General features: G+C 71.1%; 20 protein-coding genes. 8 read left to right on the top strand and 12 right to left on the bottom strand.

Going from position 1 to position 21,608, the window contains the following annotated elements; genetic code table 11:
* Window positions 1-42: 42 nt before the first annotated feature.
* The 6 genes from R4I43_RS06970 to R4I43_RS06945 form a co-directional block, all read right to left on the bottom strand.
* Entirely contained in the window at window positions 43-888 is an 846-nt protein-coding gene (locus R4I43_RS06970) for a VOC family protein (protein ID WP_324264704.1), read from the bottom strand.
* A 236-nt stretch (window positions 889-1,124) separates the two neighbouring features.
* Entirely contained in the window at window positions 1,125-1,973 is an 849-nt protein-coding gene (gene hisG / locus R4I43_RS06965) for an ATP phosphoribosyltransferase (protein WP_324264703.1), read from the bottom strand.
* 32 nt (window positions 1,974-2,005) lie between these two features.
* Window positions 2,006-2,269, bottom strand: coding sequence for a phosphoribosyl-ATP diphosphatase (locus R4I43_RS06960; RefSeq protein WP_324264702.1), 264 nt, complete (start codon window positions 2,267-2,269; stop codon window positions 2,006-2,008).
* A 74-nt stretch (window positions 2,270-2,343) separates the two neighbouring features.
* Window positions 2,344-3,282 carry a homoserine dehydrogenase gene (locus R4I43_RS06955; RefSeq protein ID WP_324264701.1) on the bottom strand — a complete coding sequence of 313 codons (939 nt, stop codon included), beginning with the start codon at window positions 3,280-3,282 and terminating at the stop codon, window positions 2,344-2,346.
* Window positions 3,279-3,950 carry an HAD family hydrolase gene (locus tag R4I43_RS06950; RefSeq protein WP_324264700.1) on the bottom strand — a complete coding sequence of 224 codons (672 nt, stop codon included), beginning with the start codon at window positions 3,948-3,950 and terminating at the stop codon, window positions 3,279-3,281. Before R4I43_RS06950 ends, R4I43_RS06955 begins: the two co-directional genes overlap by 4 nt.
* Before the next feature lie 91 nt (window positions 3,951-4,041).
* A complete protein-coding gene (locus tag R4I43_RS06945; protein WP_324264699.1) occupies window positions 4,042-6,315 on the bottom strand; it encodes a lysylphosphatidylglycerol synthase transmembrane domain-containing protein in 2,274 nt (757 codons plus the stop codon).
* A 178-nt stretch (window positions 6,316-6,493) separates the two neighbouring features.
* Here R4I43_RS06945 and R4I43_RS06940 point away from each other — a divergent pair, with 178 nt between their 5' ends.
* Window positions 6,494-7,393: a PAC2 family protein gene (locus R4I43_RS06940; protein WP_324264698.1), complete on the top strand. Its 900-nt coding sequence runs from the start codon at window positions 6,494-6,496 to the stop codon at window positions 7,391-7,393.
* A gap of 112 nt (window positions 7,394-7,505) precedes the next feature.
* Here the strand turns inward: R4I43_RS06940 and R4I43_RS06935 are convergent, their stop codons facing one another.
* The gene (locus R4I43_RS06935) at window positions 7,506-8,741 is read right to left on the bottom strand and encodes a styrene monooxygenase/indole monooxygenase family protein (RefSeq protein ID WP_324264697.1); all 1,236 of its coding nucleotides are present in this window, start codon (window positions 8,739-8,741) and stop codon (window positions 7,506-7,508) included.
* Window positions 8,742-9,004: 263 nt separating this feature from the next.
* Window positions 9,005-10,243, bottom strand: a complete 1,239-nt coding sequence (gene mshC, locus R4I43_RS06930; RefSeq protein ID WP_324264696.1) for a cysteine--1-D-myo-inosityl 2-amino-2-deoxy-alpha-D-glucopyranoside ligase — start codon at window positions 10,241-10,243, stop codon at window positions 9,005-9,007.
* A 62-nt stretch (window positions 10,244-10,305) separates the two neighbouring features.
* Between mshC and R4I43_RS06925 the strand changes: the two genes are divergently transcribed.
* The 4 genes from R4I43_RS06925 to R4I43_RS06910 are packed head-to-tail and all read left to right on the top strand — an operon-like array spanning window position 10,306 to window position 13,430.
* The gene (locus tag R4I43_RS06925; protein ID WP_324264695.1) at window positions 10,306-10,590 is read left to right on the top strand and encodes a hypothetical protein; all 285 of its coding nucleotides are present in this window, start codon (window positions 10,306-10,308) and stop codon (window positions 10,588-10,590) included.
* Window positions 10,587-11,624, top strand: a complete 1,038-nt coding sequence (locus R4I43_RS06920) for a quaternary amine ABC transporter ATP-binding protein (protein WP_324264694.1) — start codon at window positions 10,587-10,589, stop codon at window positions 11,622-11,624. Before R4I43_RS06925 ends, R4I43_RS06920 begins: the two co-directional genes overlap by 4 nt.
* Entirely contained in the window at window positions 11,617-12,504 is an 888-nt protein-coding gene (locus tag R4I43_RS06915; RefSeq protein WP_324264693.1) for an ABC transporter permease, read from the top strand. Before R4I43_RS06920 ends, R4I43_RS06915 begins: the two co-directional genes overlap by 8 nt.
* A gap of 32 nt (window positions 12,505-12,536) precedes the next feature.
* Complete coding sequence (locus R4I43_RS06910; RefSeq protein WP_324264692.1) at window positions 12,537-13,430, top strand: glycine betaine ABC transporter substrate-binding protein; 894 nt, start codon at window positions 12,537-12,539, stop codon at window positions 13,428-13,430.
* Window positions 13,431-13,486: 56 nt separating this feature from the next.
* Here the strand turns inward: R4I43_RS06910 and R4I43_RS06905 are convergent, their stop codons facing one another.
* Both R4I43_RS06905 and R4I43_RS06900 read right to left on the bottom strand, forming a co-directional pair.
* Window positions 13,487-15,439 (bottom strand): VWA domain-containing protein, encoded by a 1,953-nt coding sequence (locus tag R4I43_RS06905; RefSeq protein WP_324264691.1) that lies wholly within the window; start codon window positions 15,437-15,439, stop codon window positions 13,487-13,489.
* Window positions 15,439-16,839: an ATP-binding protein gene (locus R4I43_RS06900; protein WP_324264690.1), complete on the bottom strand. Its 1,401-nt coding sequence runs from the start codon at window positions 16,837-16,839 to the stop codon at window positions 15,439-15,441. Before R4I43_RS06900 ends, R4I43_RS06905 begins: the two co-directional genes overlap by 1 nt.
* A 123-nt stretch (window positions 16,840-16,962) precedes the next feature.
* Here R4I43_RS06900 and R4I43_RS06895 point away from each other — a divergent pair, with 123 nt between their 5' ends.
* Window positions 16,963-18,201 (top strand): serine hydrolase domain-containing protein, encoded by a 1,239-nt coding sequence (locus tag R4I43_RS06895; RefSeq protein ID WP_324264689.1) that lies wholly within the window; start codon window positions 16,963-16,965, stop codon window positions 18,199-18,201.
* A 190-nt stretch (window positions 18,202-18,391) separates the two neighbouring features.
* On the opposite strand, the gene R4I43_RS06890 is transcribed toward R4I43_RS06895, so the two are convergent.
* Both R4I43_RS06890 and R4I43_RS06885 read right to left on the bottom strand, forming a co-directional pair.
* Window positions 18,392-19,192 carry an SCO1664 family protein gene (locus R4I43_RS06890; protein WP_324264688.1) on the bottom strand — a complete coding sequence of 267 codons (801 nt, stop codon included), beginning with the start codon at window positions 19,190-19,192 and terminating at the stop codon, window positions 18,392-18,394.
* Window positions 19,193-19,197: 5 nt separating this feature from the next.
* On the bottom strand, window positions 19,198-19,764 hold the full coding sequence (locus R4I43_RS06885; RefSeq protein ID WP_324264687.1) for a DUF3090 domain-containing protein: 567 nt from the start codon (window positions 19,762-19,764) through the stop codon (window positions 19,198-19,200).
* 220 nt (window positions 19,765-19,984) lie between these two features.
* Between R4I43_RS06885 and R4I43_RS06880 the strand changes: the two genes are divergently transcribed.
* Window positions 19,985-20,917, top strand: a complete 933-nt coding sequence (locus R4I43_RS06880) for a S66 peptidase family protein (protein WP_324264686.1) — start codon at window positions 19,985-19,987, stop codon at window positions 20,915-20,917.
* A gap of 46 nt (window positions 20,918-20,963) precedes the next feature.
* Window positions 20,964-21,593: a nucleoside/nucleotide kinase family protein gene (locus tag R4I43_RS06875; protein ID WP_324264685.1), complete on the top strand. Its 630-nt coding sequence runs from the start codon at window positions 20,964-20,966 to the stop codon at window positions 21,591-21,593.
* The last annotated feature ends 15 nt before the right edge of the window (window positions 21,594-21,608 follow it).

Genomic DNA, 21,608 nt, shown 5'->3' with positions numbered 1-21,608 from the left:
GTTCCGCTACCCGCACCGCCACGCAACACGACCACGGATCAATCAGTCCTCATAAGGATCGAAGTTGGCGGCCGTGCCGTACTCGCCTGCTTGGGTCTGGTCGATGACCGCGAAGCGGGCGCCGGTGGGATCCCGCAGCACGGCCATGCGGCCGATGCTGGAGTCGTAGGGGTCGACCCGGACCCGGCCGCCGTTGGCGATGGCGGTGCGGACCAGCTCGTCGGTGCCGATCTCGGCGTCGACGCCGAGGTACAGCAGCCAGTGCGGGTGGGTCGTCTCGGTGATGAAGTCGCGAATCATGCTGACCCGCGCCAGGACCGACTCCTCCCCGAGGTACCAGACCGAGTAGTCCGAGCGGTGCTCGGTGCCGAACTGCTCGGCGGTGTAGCCGAACAGCTCCTGGAAGAAGTTGTCGGCGGTCTGCGCCTTGATGGTCACCAGCTCGGCCCACATCAGCGTGCCCGGCAGGCCGACGTCGAACTCCCAGGCCTCCTCCGGTTCGAGCAGCCCGAACTCGGCGTCCGACGGGCCCATCAGCACGGCCTTGCGGCCGACCTTGGGAACGCTGTTGATCGGCACGGTCTGCACCGCGCCGTGCTCCTCGGCCTCGGCGACCTTCTCCGCGCAGTCGTCGGTGGCCAGGTACAGCCGCCACGTGGACTGGTCACCGGAGGCCGCGCGCAGGCTGGCCACCGGGAACCCTTCGCGGAGCGCGATGACGTGCTCCCCGGAGACCGGGTCGGAATGCGTCTCGTACTCCCAGTCGAAGAGGTTCGCGTAGAACTCGCGGGCCTTGTCGAGGTCCGTGGTGATCAGCTCGATCCAGCAGGGCATGCCTGCGTAGAGCTGCCACTGCGGCGGTGTTTTCCCCGGAACCACAACTGCCATTGCTGCCACCCCCATCGGCGCCGTCCAAGATCGTCGCACCCGAAAATACGCCCCGGGTACGACAGCCGGGGGCCGCCGGTCCCACTCGTGCCCACCTCGCCCAGCCTCCTCCGCCGAGGGCGAGATGAGCACGAACGGGACAGCGGTTCCGCCCGAATGGAGCAGCCGAGATCAGTTCTGGTGGAAACCGCCCATGCTCAACGTCCGTTCCGCCCGGACGGTCCTCCCAGAACTCCTCAGAGGCGGCAGGCGCGGATGTCCGAGGACAGGATCGCCTTGGCCCCCACGGCCGCGAGGCTGTCCATGATCGCCGGGGCGGCCTTGCGGGAGACCATCGCGCGCACGGCCACCCACCGCTCGTCGGCCAGCGGCGACATCGTCGGCGACTCCAGGCCCGGCGTCATCTTGGTGGCGTCGTCGAGCAGTTCCTTGGGGCAGTTGTAGTCCAGCATCACGTACTGCTGGGCGAACACGACGCCCTGCAGCCGCGCGATCAGCTGGCTCTTGGCCTGCTCCTGGTCGGAGTCCCGGCGCTCGATGACCACGGCCTCGGACTTGCAGATCGGGTCGCCGAAGGCCACCAGCCCGTGCTGGCGCAGCGTGCGGCCGGAACCCACGACGTCGGCGATCGCGTCGGCGACGCCGAGCTGGATGGAGATCTCCACCGCCCCGTCGAGCCGGATGACCTCGGCGGTCACGCCGTAGCGGGCCAGGTCGTCGGAGACCAGCCGGGGGTAGGAGGTGGCGATCCGCTTGCCCTGCAGGTCGGCCACGGTCCACTCACCGGCCCCGGCGGGCGCGGCGTAGCGGAAGGTGGAGCCGCCGAAGCCCAGCGCCAGCCGCTCGTCGACCGGGGCGCCGGAGTCCAGCGCCAGGTCGCGGCCGGTCAGGCCGAGGTCGAGCTCACCGGAGCCGACGTAGATCGCGATGTCCTTGGGCCGGAGGAAGAAGAACTCGACCTCGTTGGCGTTGTCGATCACGGTCAGGTCCCGCTGCTCATGGCGCTGCCGGTACCCGGCCTCGGCGAGCATCTCCGACGCGGGACCAGCCAGAGTGCCCTTGTTGGGCACGGCGACGCGCAGCATGGAACCTGTTCTCCTCGTGGTTGAGTGGTGATCTACAGGTAGCGGTAGACGTCCTCTAGGGACAGTCCGCGCCCCAGCATGACGACCTGCAGCCGGTAGAGCAGCTGCGAGATCTCCTCGGCGAGTTCCTCGTCGGACTCGTGCTCGGCGGCCAGCCAGACCTCACCGGCCTCCTCCAGGACCTTCTTGCCCTGGGCGTGCACACCGGCGTCGAGCGCGGCCACCGTCGAGGAACCCTCTGGGCGGGTCCGGGCACGTTCCTGCAGCTCGGCGAACAACTCGTCGAAGGTCTTCACAGTTCTCGATCCTTGCATCCGTCCTGGACGGGTTCACACCGGACCCGCCCGTTTGCGGGCTCGATCACGGCCGATCAGCGGAAGCCGGTGGTGGCTTCCAGCACCGCGCCGAGCGTGTCCTTGATCATCGCAAGCGCTGCGCCGCGAGGGCTGGAGCGCCCTCCCGAAACCGTGACCTGCCCGGCTTCACCGCAGTCGTAGCGGACCGCCTTCTCCGGGCCGCGCAGCCCGCCCAGCGCAGAGGTCTCCGGTTCGGCCGTCAACGCCACCCGCACCACGCCGGGCTCGTCGCGAGCCGCACGCGCGACCTGGCGCAGCCGATGGCCTGCGGGAACGTCCGGCAGCCCGGTGATGGGTTCGGTCTCGGCCCGGGTCTCCGCCGGGTTCCAGCCCCACAGCAGGGCGCTGAGCAGCCGGAACTTGGTCGCCGCGTCACCGCCGGAGAGGTCGTTGCCCGGGTCGGCCTCGGCGATGCCGGCCCGTTGCGCTTCGGCGACCGCCCCGGCCAGGTCCGCGCCGTCGGCGAGGCGGTCGAGGACGAAGGTCGCGGTGCCGTTCACGCACCCGGCGATCTCCTCGACGTCGAAGCCGCGCAGCACCGATCGGGCCAGGTCACCCGCGGGCATCGCGGCACCCGTGGCGCCGGAGATCCGCACCGACCGACCGGCCGTCCCGGCCGCGGCTTCCAGCTCGTCCCAGTGCGTGAGCAGGTGCGACTTGGTCGCGGTGACCACGTGCGCGCCCGAGCTCAGCGCCTGCAGCGCTTCCCGCGCCGCGCGGCCGTCGCCGTCGGAGGGCACGGCTTGGGCGAACACCCGCGCACCGGTGCGTTCCAGCAGCTCGGGCAGGTCGGTGAGCGGACCCCACTCCCCCGCCTCGCGCTGCCGGTCCCGGCCGCGGACGGCCACAACCCGCAGGTCCAGGCCGTGCCGGAGGCCCCGTTCGGCGACCAGCTCGGCGTAGGCGCGGCCGACCGGCCCGCAGCCGGCCAGCACGATCGGGATCGGGCTCACGCCGCCGGGGTGAACAGCTCGCCGAGCGCGGCGAAGTCGACCTCGACCAGCGAGTCGCGCAGCGTGCGACGGGGGCCGGGCTCCAGCGGCACCTCGCACGGGATCGCCAGCACCGCGCAGCCCGCGGTCTCGGCGGAGGCGACGCCGGTGGGCGAGTCCTCGATGGCCACGCAGTCGGCGGGGTCGACGCCGAGCAGCCGGGCCGCCTTGAGGTAGGGCTCGGGTTCGGGCTTGTTCTTGCCGTCGACCTCGTCGCCGCACACGGTGACGTCGAAGGAGTCGTGGCCCAGCGTGTCCAGCGCCATGTCGGTCAGCGGCCGGATCGTGGAGGTCACCAGCGCGGTCCGCAGACCCAGCTCCTTGGCGCTGCGCAGGGCTTCCTGCGCGCCCGGGCGCCAGGGCAGTCCTTCGCCGAACAGCTCGGTCATCCGGCGCGCGACCCAGCTGGCCGCGGCGGCGATCTCGGAGTTCCCGTCGGGCAGGCCGAGGTCGAGGAGCAGCAGGCGCATGCTGCGGGTCATGTTGGAGCCGACCATGTCCTCGCGCGTCTCCTGCGAGAGGCTGCCGCCCCGATGCGCTGCGTAGTCGTCGAGCGCGATGGTCCAGAGCTTCTCGGAATCGACGAGCGTGCCGTCCATGTCGAACAGCACGGCGGCGGGCTGAGCCACGCGGAACACTCCGTTCAAAGAGGAAGAAAGGACCACCTGCCAGTACACACTCCTTCTGTACCGATTCCCAGCCAACGTGTCCGAAGCCTCGCTAGATCACATTGCGGTGTTGCAGGTAGCGGAACATGAGGATGCCGGGCAGCACCGGGAGCCAGTAGGTGAGCAGGCGCGACAGCAGCACCGCGGCCACAGCGGCGGTGGGTGGGATGCCCATCGCCCCGAGGCCCGCGAGCAGGACGGCTTCGACCGCGCCGAGGCCGCCGGGCGAGGGCACGAGGTGACCGAGGGTGTTGCCGATGACGAACACGATGGTCACCGCGGTCCACGAGAAGTGCGGGTGCAGCGCGGCCAGCGAGGCGGCCAGCCCGAGCCCGGAGACCACCAGGTAGCCCAGCCCCCCGCCGAACAGCTGCAGCGCCCGCACCGGGTGCCGCAGGGTGTCGAGCAGTTCCCGGCTGACCTCCAGCACCGACGGCAGCAGCCGTCGCCGCCCGGGCGGCGAGAGCAGCACCAGCACCGCCACCAGCAGCACCGCTGCCGAGGCGACGACCAGCTGCCAGCCGGGCAGCGACAGGTTGGTGAAGGTGCCCGACAGCCCGACCGCGAACACGCCGATCACGGCCACCACGACCGCCACCGCACCGGTGCCGGCCTGGTTGAGCAGCGTCACCCCCACCGCCAGCGGCCGGCGCAGCCCGAGCCGTTCGAGGTAGACGACGTTGATGCCGAAGAACCCGGCACCGCCGGGCGTGGTCCGGCCGGTGAACGCGGCGGCGATCTGGACCTGCAGGGTCGGCCAGAACGGCAGCGGGATCCGGCTGGATCCCTGCACCGAGATCGACGACAGCACCACGGCGGCGAAGCCGGTGGCCACCGCCACCGCCAGCCAGCCCCAGTGGGCGTGGCGCAGCGCCCCGATCAGGTCGCGCGTGTTGGACAGCTCCGGGATCAGCAGGTAGACGGCGGCCCCGATGAGCAGCAGGCCGAGCACGGTGGTCGGCCGCACGGGCGAGCGGAAACCCGGGATGGGCAGGCCGAGCCGGTCGGCGAGGGTTTCCCGCAGCTCGGCCAGGAAGTACCGGCCGCGCTGGGCCTGCGCGCGGATGCGGCGGGGCAGCGCCAGCGGCACCAAGCTGTTGAGCGCACCGGCCAGCGACTCGACGGGCAGCGCGTCGATCGCGCTGGTCACGGCCCGTTCGACGCCGACGAGCGAGGCCACCGACACCAGCGCTTCGGCGAGGTCCTGGGCGCGGCGGGCGTCGTCGGCACCGGGGTGGCTGAAGGTGAACGACAGCAGCCACGGGCGCCCGCGCTCGTCGACCAGGATGTTCTTCGCGCGCAGGTCGTGGTGGGCGATGCGGGACTCGGCCAGCAGCGCCACCTGCTCCCACACCCCGGCCAGCAGCGCGTCGTCGATCTCCTCGGGGGCGAGTTCGGTGAGCCGCCTGCCGGGCACCTGGCGCATCACCAGCAGCGCGGGCGCGTAGGAGACGTCGCAGGCCAGCACCACCTCGGGGGTCCGCACGCCCGCCCGGGCGGCGAGCAGCGCGGCGTAGGCCTCGTGCTCGACCTCGTGGTGCGGGGTGGACAGGCTCGGCTCGTCCTGCACGTCGAGCAGCATCATCAGGCGCTTGAGCTTGTACCAGCCGCCCGCGCGGCGGCTGAGCCTGCGCACGACCTTGACCCGCAGCGGTGGCCCGTCCACCGTCTCCACGGCGAACTCGCGCGGCTGCAGCAGCCGGTGCCGCAGCGCGGTGATCGAGATCGGTGCGAGCCCGGCCTGCTCCAGCTCGTCGAAGACGACCAGCTGCGAGACCTTCCGCCCCGGCGCGCCCCACACCAGGTGGCACAGCAGGCCGACGCCCCACCCGAGCAGCGCGCCGCCGACGGCGCCCAGCGGCAGGTGCAGGTCGAGGTGCACCACGGCCACGCCGGTCAACAGCACCAGCGCCCAACCCAGGTAGCGCGCGACGCGCCCGAAGTACGGCGCGGCGACGACGGCCAGCACCGTCACCACCGCCACCTCGTCCGACGGGAAGGGATGACCACCGGGCCTGCCCAGCAGCTGGTGCATGAGCAGCGCGACGAGCCAGGTCAGCGCCCCCGAACCGCCGCACAGCAGCGCGACCCGGATCCACCCCAGGTAGGAGGTCACGACGACCACGCCCGCGATGCCCGCCCACGAGCCGATCCACGTCAACACCACCCAGAAGGGGTCCGCCACGCGCGGGAGCGTGATCAGCTGTTGGTGAACAGCTACCTCGACCGGGTTCGCCGGAACCAGCACCAGCAGCGCGCTCAGCACCAGCAGCCCAGCGACCAGACCGAGTTTTCCCAGGTCACCGGGATGCCGACCAATGGACAACCGCAATCGAGATCGCGGGGAGATTCCAGTCCCCCCGCTCGACTCCGACCGGTTCTGCTCCACAGGCACCTGCCCCGAACTGCGTGGTCAGCCCAGCCTCGGACCGCGAAACGGACCCGTCAAACCGACCCGGTGTCAGGCGAGCGACGCGGTCACCGCCAAGCGATAGGCTTACGCGGTGACCGATCGCGAACAGACGCCCGAACCGAACGCCGACCTGCCGCGGTTGACGGACCCGATCGTGGTCTGCGCGTTCGAAGGATGGAATGACGCCGGGGACGCAGCGAGCTCCGCGATCGAACACCTGCAGCTCATCTGGGACGCCGAATCCCTCAGCGAGATCGACCCGGACCCGTACTACGACTTCCAGGTCACCCGTCCGACGGTCAAGCTGGTCGACGGCATCACCCGCCAGGTCTCGTGGCCGACCACGCGGCTGACGGTGTGCCGCCCACCGGGGACCGAGCACGACGTGGTCCTGGTGCACGGCATCGAGCCGAACATGCGGTGGCGGGCCTTCTCCGCTGAGCTGGTCGACCGGCTCGAGAAGCTGGGGGCGCGCACCGTGGTGACGCTGGGGGCGCTGCTGGCGGATGCTCCGCACACGCGTCCGGTGCCGGTCAGCGGCACGGCCTACGACGCCGACTCGGCGGAGACCTTCGGCCTGGAGCGCACCCGCTACGAGGGCCCCACGGGCATCGTGGGGATCTTCCAGGACGCGTGCGTGCAGGCCGGAATCCCGGCGATCTCGTTCTGGGCCGCGGTGCCGCACTACGTCTCGCAGCCGCCGTCGCCGAAGGCCACGCTGGCGCTGCTGCACCGCGTCGAGGAGGCCCTGGACGTCGAGGTGCCGCTGGGCAACCTGCCCGACCAGGCCGAGGAGTGGGAGGAAACGGTCAGCGAGATGGCCGAGGAGGACGAGGACGTGCGCAACTACGTCCGAGCCCTCGAAGAACGCGGCGACGCGGAGGTCCGGCTGACCGAAGCCAGCGGCGACGCCATCGCAGCCGAGTTCGAGCGCTACCTCCGCCGCCGGGGCCCAGGGGGAAAGGGCCCCCTGGGCCCCGGCCCGGGGTGATCCCGCAGACCTGCGCCCGGGGGGCGGCGGGGGGCCGGGCCCCCCGGGCGGGGGGTCCTCCCGCGCCGGCCCGCGGGGGCCCGCCCCGGGGGCGGCGCCCCACTGCGGTGCTTCAGGCCGCGCTGCACTCGGCGATGAAGGCTTCCGCCGCCCCGGGGTCGAGGAACCAGGAGGTCATGTCGTCGGGGTGGGCGAAGCCGTCGGCGAAGCGCTCGCCGACCGCCGGGAGTTGCGTGGCCGCGCCGAAGATGGTGAGCACGTGCGGGGGCGGCGGCTGCAGCGCCGCGTTGGCCCACGAGGTGACGTGCTGGGCGAAGTCCCAGTAGCGGTCGAAGGTGCGCTGCATCCAGTCCCAGTCGAACTCGCCGCCGCCGCGTTCGAGGATGCTCTCCAGGTAGACCTGCGCGCTCTGGCAGGCGGCGTTGGAGCCCTGCCCGGTGACCGGGTCGTTGAGCACCACGCTGTCGCCCATGCCGAGCACGAGCCGGCCGGAGGGCAGCTGCCCGATCGGCTTGCTGACCGTCGGCGTGACCGCGCCCGCGAGCGTGGCACCGTCGTCGGTGAGCTCGGCGTCGGCGAAGCGCTCGTGCTCCCACGGGCAGTGCTCGCGCAGCAGGCCGAGCATCCGCTCCCACTGCTGCTGCGGCTCGGGCCGGTCGCCGAAGGCGTCGAACGGACCGCCGGGAACGCCTTCCACCAGCACGATCTCGCAATCGCCGTCCAGCGTGCGGCCGGGGTAGCTGATGACCTCGCCGATGCCGGCGAGCGCGTTGAAGCGCGCCGCGGCCGAATCGTCGAGGTCGGTGGCGGGCTTGGTGCCGCGCACGTAGGCCACCGAAAGCGCGCGCTGCGGCTCGGTGTAGGGCGAGCGCTGCGCGTCGCGCTCGAACAGCGACCCGAGCTCGCCCTTTCCCGCGGCGACGACCACGAGGTCGTGGTCACCGGCCAGCTCGTCCAGTTCGGACACCGTGAGCGCGCGGTAGTCGACCTTGCCACCGCGTTCGGTGAACAGCTCCAGCCACGCGGGCATCTTCACCCGCTGGTCGATCGACAGCGCGTAGTCCTTCAGCGGCGCCATCCAGTCGACGACCCGCTCGCCCTCCGGGCTGGCCACCGACACGCGCAGGCCGGTGAGCCTGGGCGCGGTGTCGTCCCACAGGCCGAGCCCGTGCCGTCTCTCGATCTCCAGCGTTTCGTAGTACATGGACTGCGTCGACAGGACGCGGCCGCTGCGGATCTGCTCGGGCGTCTGCGCCGAGACCAACGTGACGTCGTACTGCTCGGCCTGCAGCGTGAGCGCCAGCTGCAGCCCCGACTGCCCGGCCCCGACGATCAGGACCTTCCGCATCTCTCCCCGACCACCTTTCGAGTGCCCCCGCATTCGGACATGAGGAACCGTGGTGACGTTCCGGAGGAACGTCGTCGCCCCCAGTGATGATGCGATGATCAAATCAGACCCGTTCGGGCGTGTCCACGCGGTGCGGAACTCGTTTTGATCAAGCGGAGCGTGACGTTCCTCCGCTGGTCACCTGCAGTTGCCGCCGGGGAAGGCGGGCATGAAGAAGGGGTGACCGGGCATCCCGGCCACCCCTCGTCGTCGGCGTCAGCGCGTCAGAGCTCGACGCCCAGCAGCGCGTCCACCGCCGTGCGGATCGCGCCCGGCGCGCCGGCGTCGTCGCCGCCGGAGATCAGCGCCGACTCCACCCACGCGTCGATCGCGCGCAGCGCGCGCGGAGCGTCCAGGTCGTTCGACAGCGCCTCGCGCAACCCCGCGATCGCCTCCGCCGCCGAGGGGCCGGAGGTCAGCGCCACCGCCTCCCGCCAGCGCGCGAGCCGGGCGGCGCCGGCGGTGAGCGCGTCGGCGGTCCAGGACCGGTCCTCGCGGTAGTACCCGTCGAGCAGCGCCAACCGGATCGCCATCGGATCCACCCGGTCGCCGCGCAGCCGCGAGACGAACACCAGGTTCCCGCGCGACTTGGACATCTTCTCGCCGTCGAGCCCAATCATGCCGGAGTGCACGTAGTGCTTGGCGAACGGGAAGTCGCCGGAGAGCGCCTCGGCGTGCGCGGCGCTGAACTCGTGGTGCGGGAAGATCAGGTCCGAGCCGCCGCCCTGCACGTCGAAGCCGAGCCCGAGGCGGTTCAGCGCGATCACCGAGCACTCCAGGTGCCAGCCGGGGCGCCCGGCGCCGAGCTCGGACTCCCAGGACGGCTCGCCCGGCCGGGCCATCCGCCACAGCAGCGCGTCCAGCGGGTGCTCCTTGCCGGCGCGGTCCGGGTCTCCCCCGCGCTCGGCGAAGAAGGTGTTCATGGTGGCCTCGTCGTAGTTCGACTCGGAGCCGAACCGCCCGGTGGCCTGGTGCCTGAAGTAGACGTCGGGGTACTCGGGGTCGTCGGCCCGGTAGGCGGCACCGGAGGCCAGCAGCTTGCCGACGGCCTCGACGATCTCCGGGATGGACTCCACCGCGCCGATGAAGTCGGCGGGCGGCAGCACCCGCAGCGCCTCCATGTCCTCGCGGAACAGCGCCGTCTCGCGCATCGCGAGGACCACCCAGTCCTCGTTGTCCCGCTCGGCCCGCTCCAGCAGCGGGTCGTCGATGTCGGTGACGTTCTGCACGTAGTGGACCTGGTGACCGTTGTCCAGCCAGACCCGGTGGATCAGGTCGAACGCCAGGTAGGTCGCGGCGTGGCCGAGGTGGGTCGCGTCGTACGGGGTGATGCCGCAGACGTACATCTTCGCCTCGGGCCCGGGTTCGGTGGGCCTGACCTCACCGGCGGAGGTGTCGAACAGCTGGAGTGGACGTGGGGTGCCTTCCACCTTGGGGACGGAGACCGATGACCAGGGTTGCATGCATCCGACCTTAAACGTCCGCGTCGACCCGGTGCCGCCATGTGGACCATCGCCCGTATCACATGCTGGAACGCCCCGGTGCGCAGATCTTGGCGGAAAATACCGGCGTTCGGTTTCCTTCCCCCGTTTCCGGAATTGTCGGATCCGCTGGAACGATTCTTGAAATCCCTTTGGTAACAGCTCTCCGCACCCCGCCGGAATGGTGGCATCATCCCTACGGGAAAGAGCCGGGATCCCAGGCCAACCAGGACACACCAGCAACAGGAGAGCGCCAGAACAACATTCGCGAAAATCGTGCGGTATCGACGATTATCGCCGAGCCGGAAAGCGCTGGAGGCGATCGGTGAATTCGGTACGCGTGGAACGGCTGTACAAGATTTTCGGGCCGCAACCGGCCGAGAAGGTCCGGCGCCTGGAGCAGGGCGCCGATCCGGCGGACCTCGCGGCCGAGGGGGCGACCGCCGCCGTCGTGGACGCGTCGTTCACCGTCGCCGAGGGCGAGACGTTCGTGGTGATGGGCCTGTCCGGCTCCGGCAAGTCCACGCTGATCCGGATGCTCAACGGGCTGCTCACGCCCACCTCCGGGCAGGTGTTCGTCGACGACACCGACATCACCGCGATGTCCCCGCGCGATCTGCGCGCCGTGCGCCAGCAGAAGATGAGCATGGTCTTCCAGCACTTCGCGCTGTTCCCGCACCGCACGGTGCTCGACAACGCCGGGTACGGGCTCAAGGTCCGCGGAGCGAGCGAGGGCGAGATCGCCGAGCGGGCCCGGGAGGCGCTGAGCATGGTGGGGCTGGACGGCTGGGAGCAGCGCTACCCGGCGCAGCTCTCCGGCGGCATGCGCCAGCGCGTCGGACTCGCCCGCGCCTTGGCCACGCACACCGACGTGCTGCTCATGGATGAGGCGTTCAGCGCGCTGGACCCGCTGATCAAGCGCGAGATGCAGGACCAGCTGCTGGACCTCAACGCCCAGCTGGCCAAGACGATCATCTTCATCACCCACGACCTCAACGAGGCGATGCGGCTCGGCGACCGGATCGCGGTGATGCGGGCGGGCCGGATCGTGCAGATCGGTGACTCCGAGCAGATCCTGCGCGAACCCGCCGACGACTACGTGGCCCGGTTCGTCCAGGACGTCGACCGCAGCCGGGTGCTCACCGCGGCCACCATCGCCGACCCGAGCGCCGCGCCCGCCGACGGCGCGGCCCCGGTCCCCGCCTCGACGCCGTTGAAGGACCTGTTCGCGCTGATGAGCGTGCGGGCCGAGGCGCTGCCGGTGGTCGACGAGCGGCAGCAGGTCCTGGGGGCGGTCACGCCGCGCGCGGTGTTCGCGGCGCTGAGCCACCGGGCCGAGACCGAGGAGACCTCCGATGCTTGATCCAGTCCTGCTCACCCAGCTCCCCCGGGTGCCCATCGGGGATGCCTTCCAGGCGGTCGTGGAGTGGCTCAACGACAACATCGGCCCGGTCTTCGACTTCATCGAGCTGGTGGTCAGCGGGGCGGTCGCCGGCCTGACCGCGGCGCTGACCTGGCTGCCGGACCTGGTGATGGTGCTGGTGTTCACCGCGCTCGCGTGGTGGCTGCGCAGCTGGCGGTTCGCCCTGTTCAGCCTGATCGGCTTCGGGGTGATCGCCAGCATCGAGGAGTTCGACCCGGCGATGGAGACGCTCGGGCTGGTGCTGGTCTCCAGCGTGCTGGCGGTGCTGATCGGCATCCCGATCGGGATCCTGGCCGCGCGCAACCAGAAGGTCAGCCACGTGGTGCGGCCGGTGCTGGACCTGATGCAGACGCTGCCGGCGTTCGTGTACCTGGTGCCGGTGATCGTGTTCTTCAACATCGGCGTGGTGCCCGGTGTCGTCGCCACGGTGATCTTCTCGCTGCCGCCGGGTGTCCGGCTCACCGAGCTCGGCATCCGGCAGGTCGACACCGAGGTGGTCGAGGCCGGGGAGGCCTTCGGGGCCCGGACCGGCCAGATCCTCACCGGGATCCAGCTGCCGCTGGCGATGCCGTCGATCATGGCCGGCATCAACCAGGTGATCATGCTGTCGCTGTCGATGGTGGTCATCGCCGGCATGGTCGGCGCTCCCGGGCTGGGCACCAACATCTACGAGGCCGTCACCCGGGTGCAGCTCGGGCAGGGTTTCGAGGCCGGGCTGGCGGTGGTGATCCTCGCGGTCTACCTGGACCGGATCACCGCCGTGCTGTCGGACCGCTCGCCGGTCGCGCGGGCGGAACGCAAGGCGGCCAAGACCGGCTGAGTCCCGGCCTTGACCAGAAGGGCAGGTTTGACATGTCGCACAGCAGGACCAGGCGGTTCCTGGCGCTGTTGGCCGCACTCGCCGCGACGCTCTCCCTGGCCGCGGGCTGCGGCGGGAGGGAGGCGCAGACCGGTCAGGAAGCCAAGCAGATCAACATCGGCTACATCGCGTGGGACGAGGACATCGCCGTCACCTACCTCTACAAGGAGCTGCTGGAACGGCGCGGCTACAAGGTCAACGCGACCGAGCTGGAGGCCGGTCCGATCTACGCCGGTCTCGCCCAGGGCAACCCGGACCTGTTCCTGGACGCCTGGCTGCCGTCCACGCACGAGGACTACTGGAAGCAGTACGGACCGCAGCTGGAGGACCTGGGCATCTGGTACGACCAGGCCACGCTGAACATCGCGGTGCCGAACTACATGACCGACGTCAACTCGATCGCCGACCTCAAGGGCAAGGGCGGCGAGCTGGGCGGGGTCATCACCGGCATCGACCCCGGCGCGGGCCTGAGCCGGACCACCAAGGACAAGGCGATCCCGGCCTACGGGCTGCAGGGCGAGTACCAGCTGCAGACCTCGTCGACCACCGCGATGCTCGCGGCGCTGCAGAAGGCCACCGATGAGCGCAAGCCCATCGTGGTGACCCTGTGGCACCCGCACTGGGCCTACGCCCGGTTCCCCATCAAGGACCTGCAGGACCCGATGGGCGCGATGGGCGCGGCGGAGCAGATCCACGCCATCGGCCGCAAGGGGTTCAGCCAGGACTTCCCGGAGGTCACCGAGATGGTCAAGCGGTTCAGGCTGACCGACCAGCAGCTGGCGAGCTTGGAGAACGAGATCAACAGCGCTGCCAAGGGCCAGGAGCAGGCCGCGGCCAAGAAGTGGGCCGACGCCAACCCGGAGGTCATCAACTCCTTCGCCGGCTGACGGAGGATCCGCGGAGCGGGGTGCGTTCACCTGGACGCACCCCCGCTCATCGGTGGTCAGCGGTGGCGCTTGGTGCGGAGGTAGTCGCCCACCACGGCTGCGCCCAGGCCGTCGGAGTCCGGGGCGAGGACTCGGCCTCCGCCTCGTCTGGCGACGATGTCGACGAACTGCTCCAGGCGGGGGTCCTCGCCGAGCATGAACACGCTCAGCGTGGTGCCCAGCCGCCGCAGGGCGTCCACTTCGGACAGGGTGACGCCGAGGGTGTGCGGGCTCGGCGGGTACTGGAAGACAGCTTCGCCGTCGGGTTCCAGGTGGGCCGTCGGCTCGCCGTCGGTGATCACCAGCACGACCGGCTGCGCGTCGGGGTGCTTGCGCAGGTGCCGGCCCGCCAGCAGCAGCGCGTGGTGCAGGTTCGTGCCCTGCTCCCACACGCCTTCCAGCGCCGCCAGCTCACCGACGTCCACAGTGGACGCGTAACGGCCGAAGGTGACCAGCTGCAGGGCGTCCGAGCGGAACCGCGTCGCGACCAGGTGGTGCAGCGCCAGCGCAGTGCGCTTCATCGGCACCCAGCGGCCGTCCTGCACCATCGACCACGAGGTGTCCACGCACAGCACCACCGCCGAGCGGGAGCGCTGCTCGGTCTCGGAGACCTCCAGGTCGGCGATGTCGAGCACCGGCGACCCCGGGCCCTCGGCGGCCCGGCGCAGCACCGCGTTGCGGACCGTGCGGACGGCGTCCCACGGCTCGGCGTCGCCGTAGGTCCACGGCCTGCTCGTGCCGGTCAGTTCTCCGGCCGCGCCGGCGCGGTCGGTGTCGCGCTCCCCCCTGCGGGTCTTGAGCTGGGAGATCACCGACTGCAGGGCGTTCTCGCCGAGCCGGCGCATCGCCCGCGGGCTCAGCCGCAGGCTGCCGTCCGGCGCGCGCTGCAGCAGGCCCTGATCGCGCAGCTGCCGCTCGATCTCCGACAGCCGCTGGGCGTCGACCACGGCCTGCGGGCCGAGCTGGCGCTCCAGGGCCTCCAGGTCGATGTCCTCCAAGCTCGCACCCGGGTAGGACTGGCTCAGCTGCTCGGCGAGCTGGTCCATCTCGCCGAGCTCGGCCATCGCGGCGGTCGCCTCGGCCATGCCCATCGGCTGGTCGCCGCGGAAGCGAGCCCGCCCGTTCCAGTCCTCGCCCGGGCGCAACCCCTGCAGCTGCCGGTCGATCTGCTGCAGCGCCTGGGCGATGCGCGGGTCGCCGAAGGCCTGCTGGGACAACGACATCAGCTCGTCGCGCTGCTGCTCGCTCATCGAGTTGAGCATCCGCTGCGCGGCCGCCGAGCGGGCCGCCAGCGCGTCGATGAGCTCGTCGACGTCGCTGGGGTTCTCCGGGAAGAACTCGCCGTGCCGGGCCATGAACTCGTCGAACTTCTGCTGGACGTCGTCGTCGCCGCGGGCGTGCGCGGCCAGCAGGTTCGACAGGTCGTCGAGCATCTCGCGGACCCGCTCGACGTCCTCCGGCGAGACCTGCTGCATGGCCTCCTTCATGCCCTGGAAGCGCTGCTCGAGGACCTCGGTGCCCAGCATCTGCCGGATCTCCTCGAAGGTCTCCCGCGCCTCGGAGGAGCGCCAGTCGTACTCGGCCAGCTCGTTGACCTGCCCGGCCACGTCCGGCGGCAGGGCGCTGAGCTGCAGTTCGCGGAACCGGGCGTCCTCGCCGGTGTCGGCCGACAGCGCCAGCCGCTCCTGCTCCAGGGCGCGCTCCAGCAGCCTGCGGACCTCGGAGATCGTGCCGTCGAGCCGGTGCCTGCGCTGCAGCTCGCTGCGCCGCTGCCACAACCGGCGGGTGAGCTCGTCCAGGCCCGACGAGTCGCGGGTGCCGGTGCGCAGCAGCTCCTCCAGCGCCGAGCGCGGGGAGGCGCCCTCCATGACGTCCCGGCCGATCTGGTCCAGCGCCTCGCGCAGGTCGACCGGTGGCTGCAGCGGGTCCGGCCCGCCGTGCCACGCCGAGTACCGGTAGCGGGGACTCATCAGCTGTACACCGAGCGGTCGTCGTCGGAGTCCTTGGCCAACTTCTTGGCCAGGTACAACGACTCCAGGGCCAGTTCCACGGCGCTGGCGATGCGGCCCGGCGGGTCCTCGGCGCGCACCCCGGCGCGCTCGGCGACCTGGTGCAGCACAGGCAGCTCGGGCAGTGCGGTGAGCACGTCCTTGCCCGCGATCTGCTCGCCGGTGGCCACCGGGTGGCCGTCGACGACGGCGTCGGCCAACGACTGCAGGTTCAGCCCGGCGAACAGGCCGCGCGCGGTGTCGGCCACCGACCGCCGCAGCAGGTAGTTCAGCAGCTCGTCCTCGCGGCCTTCCTCGCCGGCCTCGAACTCGACCTTGCCGCGCAGCACCGCGGGCACCGCGGCGAGGTCGATCGGGCGAGCCACCGCGGGTTCCTCGCCGGTCAGCGCCGAGCGGTGCAGCGCGGCGGCGGCGACGGTCTCGGCGGCGGCGATGGCGAACCGGGCCGACACGCCCGACCGCTGGTCGACGGCGCTGGATTCGCGCAGGTGGTCCACGAAGCGGGCCAGCACCTCCAGCAGGTGGTCGCCGACCTCGGCGGGCAGCTCCGCCTCCTGGCGCATCAACGACACCTCGTCGTCGATCTCCGCCGGGTAGTGGGTGCGGATCTCGGCGCCGAAGCGGTCCTTGAGCGGGGTGATGATGCGGCCGCGGTTGGTGTAGTCCTCGGGGTTGGCGGTGGCGACCAGCAGCACGTCCAGCGGCAGCCGCAGGCTGTAACCGCGGATCTGGATGTCGCGCTCCTCCATCACGTTCAGCAGCGCCACCTGGATCCGCTCGGCCAGGTCGGGGAGTTCGTTGATCGTCACGATGCCGCGGTGCGCGCGCGGCACGAGTCCATAGTGGATGGTCTCGGGGTCGCCGAGCGAACGCCCTTCGGCGACCTTGACCGGGTCGACGTCGCCGACCAGGTCGCCGACCGAGGTGTCCGGCGTGGCCAGCTTCTCGACGTAGCGGTCGCTGCGGTGCCGCCAGGTCACCGGCAGCTCGTCGCCGAGCTCGGCGGCCCGGCGCAGCGAGACGGGCGTGATCGGCTGCAGCGGGTGCTCGCCGAGCTCGGAACCCTCGATGACCGGGGTCCACTCGTCCAGCAGCGCGTTCAGCCCGCGCAGCAAGCGGGTCTTGCCCTGGCCGCGCTCACCGAGCAGCACCACGTCGTGCCCGGCGATCAGCGCGCGCTCCAGCTGGGGCAGCACGGTCCGTTCGAAACCGACGATGCCGGGCCACAGCGCCTGCCCGGAGCGCAGCGCGGTCAGCAGGTTCGCGCGCATCTCGGCCTTGGTGCTGCGGGGTTCGTGGCCGCTGCTGCGCAGCTCGCCCGCGGTTCGGGGCAACCCTGGAGGTGGAGTCGGGATCGTCACGCCCACGACGCTACTCCCGCGTCAACGTAAACGCCGCCACTGCGGCCAGGATTTCGAATCGTGGCCGCGAGGAGTAGAAAGCTCCAGGTAGCTTCATTTCGCGAAACGCAGTGGGAGGCCAGGGTGGCTCTGGAAATCGAGGTGGATCCCGTAGAGGTCGGATTCGACGCGGCTCGGTTGCAGCGGATCGATCGGCACTTCGAGGACTACGTCACGACGGGCAAGTTGCCGGGCTGGCTGGTGCTCGTCGCCCGCCAGGGCAAGATCGCGCACCTGTCCACGCACGGCATGCGCGACGTCGAAAGCGGCAAACCGGTTGAGACGGACACGCTGTTCCGGATCTACTCGATGACCAAGCCGATCACCTCGGTCGCGGCCATGATGCTCCACGAGGAAGGCGCGTTCGAGCTCACCGACCCGGTCAGCGACTTCATCCCCTCGTTCGCCGACCTGACCGTCTACACCGGCGGACCGGCCCGCAACCCGCAGACCCGGCCGGCCACCGAGCCGATGCGGATCTGGCACCTGCTCACCCACACCGCCGGGCTGACCTACGCGTTCAACTACCTGCACCCGCTCGACGAGCTGCACCGCATGGCCGGCTTCGAGTTCGGCATGGCGCCCGACCTGGACCTGGCCGCCTGCTGCGACGCCTGGGCGGAGATCCCGCTGCTGTTCGACCCGGGCACGCGCTGGAACTACTCGGTGGCCACCGACGTGCTGGGCCGGGTCGTGGAGGTCGCCTCCGGGCAGACGCTCGACGAGTTCTTCCGCACCCGGATCCTGGAACCGCTGGGCATGACCGACACCGGCTTCCAGGTCGATCCCGCCGACGCCGACCGGCTCGCGTCGCTGTACGCGGCCGACCCGCAGGGCAAGGCGCGGCTGCACCCTAAGCACGAGCAGATGTACGACACGGCGTTCGAGCCGCCGAAGGCCCCGTCCGGAGGAGGCGGGCTGTTCTCCTCGGCCCGCGACTACCACCGCTTCACCCAGATGCTGCTGCGCCGCGGCGAGCTCGACGGCGTCCGGCTGCTCGGCAGCCGCACGGTGGACTTCATGACCCGCAACCACCTGCCCGGCGGCGCCGACCTGGAGACCCTGGCGATGGGCGCGTTCTCCGAGGTCGCCAACGCGGGCAAGGGCTTCGGCCTGGGATTCTCGGTGATCGACGACCCGCTGGCGGCCAAGGTGCTCAGCTCGACGGGCGAGTTCGCCTGGGGCGGCCTGGCCAGCACGGCCTTCTGGGTCGACCCGGCAGAAGACCTCACGGTCCTGTTCCTGACCCAGCTGATGCCCTCCAGCACCCACCCGATCAGGCCCTACCTCCACCAACTCGTCTACCAAGCCCTGGTCGACTGAAACCCGTCAGCCACCCGGACGACCCGATTCGAATTTCGCGCGAAATTCGACCTCGAACTTCGAGCCTCAAACTTCGCGCGAAATTCGAACCTCCCCGCAGAACCAGGCTCTGACCTGCGGGGACATGCCCGGCTGCGGGGGGCTTTCCAATTTCGCGCGAAATTCGAGTTTGGTCGCGGGCGTGAGCGGGTCAGAACGCGGGCCAGGGGATGGCGGGCCAGTCTCCTGAGGGTTCCGGGAAGACGCCGGTGTCGAGCAGCCGGTCGATGCGGGTGCTGACGGCCTGCACCTCCTTGATGGTGAGGTGCTCGGACAGCTGTTCGGCGAGGTCGCCCTCCATGAGGGCGCGGACCTCGCCGAGCCGTTCCAGCTCCTCCTCGCCGACCGGCTCGCCGATCCAGCCCCACAGCACCGTGCGCAGCTTGTCGTCGGTGTTGAGACTGACGCCGTGGTCGACGCCCAGCACCCGGCCGTCGGGGGCGCGCAGGATGTGCCCGCCCTTGCGGTCGGCGTTGTTGATCACGATGTCGAGCACCGCGAGCCGCCGCAGCTGCTCGTGGTCGGCGTGCGCCAGCACCACCGGATCGCCGTCGGGGTCCTGCGCGCGCAGCACCTGCCGCCAGCCCTCGCGCACCTCGCCGGGGTGCGTGATGTCGACCAGCTGCTCGTCCTCGTCGGCGACCTCGTCGATCCACAGCTGCACCATGCCGGGCCCGAACGGACCGTTGCGCAGCAGCGTCGGCGGGATCAGGCCCCAGCCGGTGGCCTCCGAGATCAGGTGCGCGGCGACTTCACGGCCGGCCAGCGTGCCGTCCGGGAAGTCCCACAGCGGGCGCTCGCCGCGCACCGGCTTGTAGACGCACTCGCCGGAGAGGCCGTCGAGTTCGACCGAGCAGAACAGCGTGGCGTTGGACGCCTCCACGAGGCGGCCCTGGATCTCCAGCCGACCGTTGCTCAGCAGCTCGCGGGTCGCGGGCTCCTCGACGGCCACCGGGCTCAGACCTCGTCCGAGCGGCGGTAGCCGTTCTGGCGCGGGCAGATGTGCCCGGCCGGGTCCAGCGGCTCGCTGCACAGCGGGCAGGGCTTGCGACCAGCGTTGATGACCCGCTCGGCGCGTTCGGCGAAGGCCCGGGCGTGCACCGGGCTGAGGAACACGCGCAGCGCGTCCGGCCCCTCCTCGGTGTCGTCGAGGACGACCGACTCGTCGATCTCCTCCTCGGTGACCGCGAGCAGTTCGACGACGACGGCCTCGGAGTCGGCGTCCCAGCCCAGGCCCATCGTGCCGACGCGGAACTCCTCGTCGACCGGGACCGCCAGCGGTTCCGTGTCGACGAGGTCCTCGGGCGTGGAGCCGGGCAGGTCGGCGTCGAACCGGCGCTGCACCTCGTCCAGGAGCGCGCCGATCCGCTCGGCGAGGACCGAGACCTGTTGCTTTTCCAATTGCACGCTCACCGTGCGGACGTCCTCGGACGCCTGCAGGTAGAAGGTGCGCTCGCCGGGTTCCCCGACCGTTCCGGCGACGAATCGGTCGGGTTGGCGGAAGACGTGGATGACACGAGCCATGACCCCTCCGACATTAGGCCACCGAGCGCGCGCCGTGCGCGGCTGGCCCCCGTTTTGTACATCACCTTCTCGTGCAACGCGGTGACCTGGGACGAACACTCCGCACGACGTGATGTTCCCGCCGTGTTCGCTGTTGGTGAACTCCGGCGCGGCACGCTGACTGCCGATACGCTCGCGGCAAGATCAGCGGTGTTCGAACCGATCGGGATGGAGCACGCCGATGAGCACGCGCGAACTGACCCGCCCGCCGAGGCTGCGCCCGGGTGACGTGGTGGCGCTGGTGGCGCCGGCCGGGCCGGTGCCCGAGGAGCTGCTGGAGGCCGGGCTCGCCCAGCTGCGCGGCTGGGGACTGGAAGTGCGCGTCGGCAAGCACGTCCTGGACCGCCACCCGCGGCTGGACTACCTCGCGGGCACCGACGCCGACCGGGCCGCCGACCTGCAGCAGGCCTGGTGCGACCCGGAGGTCTCGGCGGTGCTCTGCGCGCGCGGCGGCTACGGCTGCCTGCGCATGATCGACCACCTGGACTTCGCCGAGCTCGCCCGGGCGAAGCCGAAGGTGCTCGTCGGCTCCAGCGACGTCACCGCATTGCACGAGGTGTTCGCCGCCGAGCTGGGGCTGGCCACGATCTTCGGCCCGATGGTGGCGACCAAGGCGTTCGCGCACGACGACAAGGCCCGCGACCACCTGCGGCGCACCCTGTTCGAACCGCACGGCGTGACGATCCTGACCGGCCGCAGCGCCGGGACGATGGTGCGCGGGCGCGGGTTGGGCGTCACCTACGGCGGCAACCTGAGCCTGCTCGCGGGCTCGCTGGGCGCGGGCCTGGCGGCGCGTCCACCGGAGCGCGGCATCGCGCTGCTGGAGGACGTCACCGAAGAGCCCTACCGCCTCGACCGCTTCCTGATCCAGCTGATCCGCGCGGGCTTCTTCCGGGGAGCCACCGGGATCGCGCTGGGCTCGTGGACCGACTGCGGTCCGGCGGACGAGGTCTACGCGATGCTGGAGAACCTGCTCGGCGACCTCGGCGTGCCGATCCTCTGGGACCTGGGCTTCGGCCACTGCGAAGCCCAGCGCACGATCCCGCTGGGCGTGGCAGCCGAACTCGACGCCGACGCCCAGCGCCTCACGGTCCTGCAGCCCGCGCTGCGCTGAGCCGCAGCGCGAACTCCTCCGGGTGCGGGGTTGATAGCTTCGGGGTGTGCGTGTGCGGCCGATCTCCCCGGATGCCCTGGTGAACGAGGTGGTGGTGCGCATCGACGCCCTCCAGGGGCGGTGGCTGCGGGTGGCCGTCGACGGCGCCCCGGCCGCGGGGACCGGTGAGCTCGCAGACCGGCTGGTCTCCCCGCTGCGGGAGCTCGGCCGCGAAGCCGTGCGGGTGCGGGCGGCCGACTACCTGCGCCCGGCGTCGGTGCGGCTGGAGCACGGCCACCACGACCCGGACTCCTACTACCTGTCCTGGTTCGACACCACGGGCCTCGCGCGCGAGGTGCTCACACCGCTCGCCGGGAACGGCACCGGCGAGGTGCTGCCGGCGCTGTGGGACCCCGAGGCGGACCGCTCCCCCCGGCTGAACCGCGTGACGCTGCCGGAGCGGGGCGTGGCGATCGTGGACGGCCCGCTGCTGCAGGGCGTGGGCCTGGACTTCGACCTCGTCGTGCACCTGTGGCTCTCGAACGCGGCGCTGCACCGCAACACCCCCGACGACCAGCGCTGGACGTTGCCCGCCTTCAAGCGCTACGCCGAGGAGGTCGACCCCACCGCGCTGGCCGACCTCGTCGTCCGCGTCGACCACGCCGACCGCCCCGCGGTCATCGACAGCTTCGGCTGACGTCGATGTCCTCTT

It is taken from the genome of Saccharopolyspora mangrovi (assembly GCF_035320975.1).
Lineage (GTDB): Bacteria > Actinomycetota > Actinomycetes > Mycobacteriales > Pseudonocardiaceae > Saccharopolyspora > Saccharopolyspora mangrovi.
The sequence above is the reverse complement of the archived record's forward strand: the minus strand, read 5'-3'. Positions and strand labels throughout refer to the sequence as shown.

What these genes read in the sequence shown, in the direction of transcription:
- R4I43_RS06925 (WP_324264695.1), top strand. Translation starts at nt 10,306, where the DNA reads ATGCTGGAACGCCCCGGTGCGCAGATCTTGGCGGAAAATACCGGCGTT.
- mshC (WP_324264696.1), bottom strand. Translation starts at nt 10,243, where the DNA reads ATGCAACCCTGGTCATCGGTCTCCGTCCCCAAGGTGGAAGGCACCCCA.
- hisG (WP_324264703.1), bottom strand. Translation starts at nt 1,973, where the DNA reads ATGCTGCGCGTCGCCGTGCCCAACAAGGGCACTCTGGCTGGTCCCGCG.
- R4I43_RS06905 (WP_324264691.1), bottom strand. Translation starts at nt 15,439, where the DNA reads ATGAGTCCCCGCTACCGGTACTCGGCGTGGCACGGCGGGCCGGACCCG.
- R4I43_RS06935 (WP_324264697.1), bottom strand. Translation starts at nt 8,741, where the DNA reads ATGCGGAAGGTCCTGATCGTCGGGGCCGGGCAGTCGGGGCTGCAGCTG.
- R4I43_RS06885 (WP_324264687.1), bottom strand. Translation starts at nt 19,764, where the DNA reads ATGGCTCGTGTCATCCACGTCTTCCGCCAACCCGACCGATTCGTCGCC.
- R4I43_RS06970 (WP_324264704.1), bottom strand. Translation starts at nt 888, where the DNA reads ATGGCAGTTGTGGTTCCGGGGAAAACACCGCCGCAGTGGCAGCTCTAC.
- R4I43_RS06910 (WP_324264692.1), top strand. Translation starts at nt 12,537, where the DNA reads ATGTCGCACAGCAGGACCAGGCGGTTCCTGGCGCTGTTGGCCGCACTC.
- R4I43_RS06880 (WP_324264686.1), top strand. Translation starts at nt 19,985, where the DNA reads ATGAGCACGCGCGAACTGACCCGCCCGCCGAGGCTGCGCCCGGGTGAC.
- R4I43_RS06915 (WP_324264693.1), top strand. Translation starts at nt 11,617, where the DNA reads ATGCTTGATCCAGTCCTGCTCACCCAGCTCCCCCGGGTGCCCATCGGG.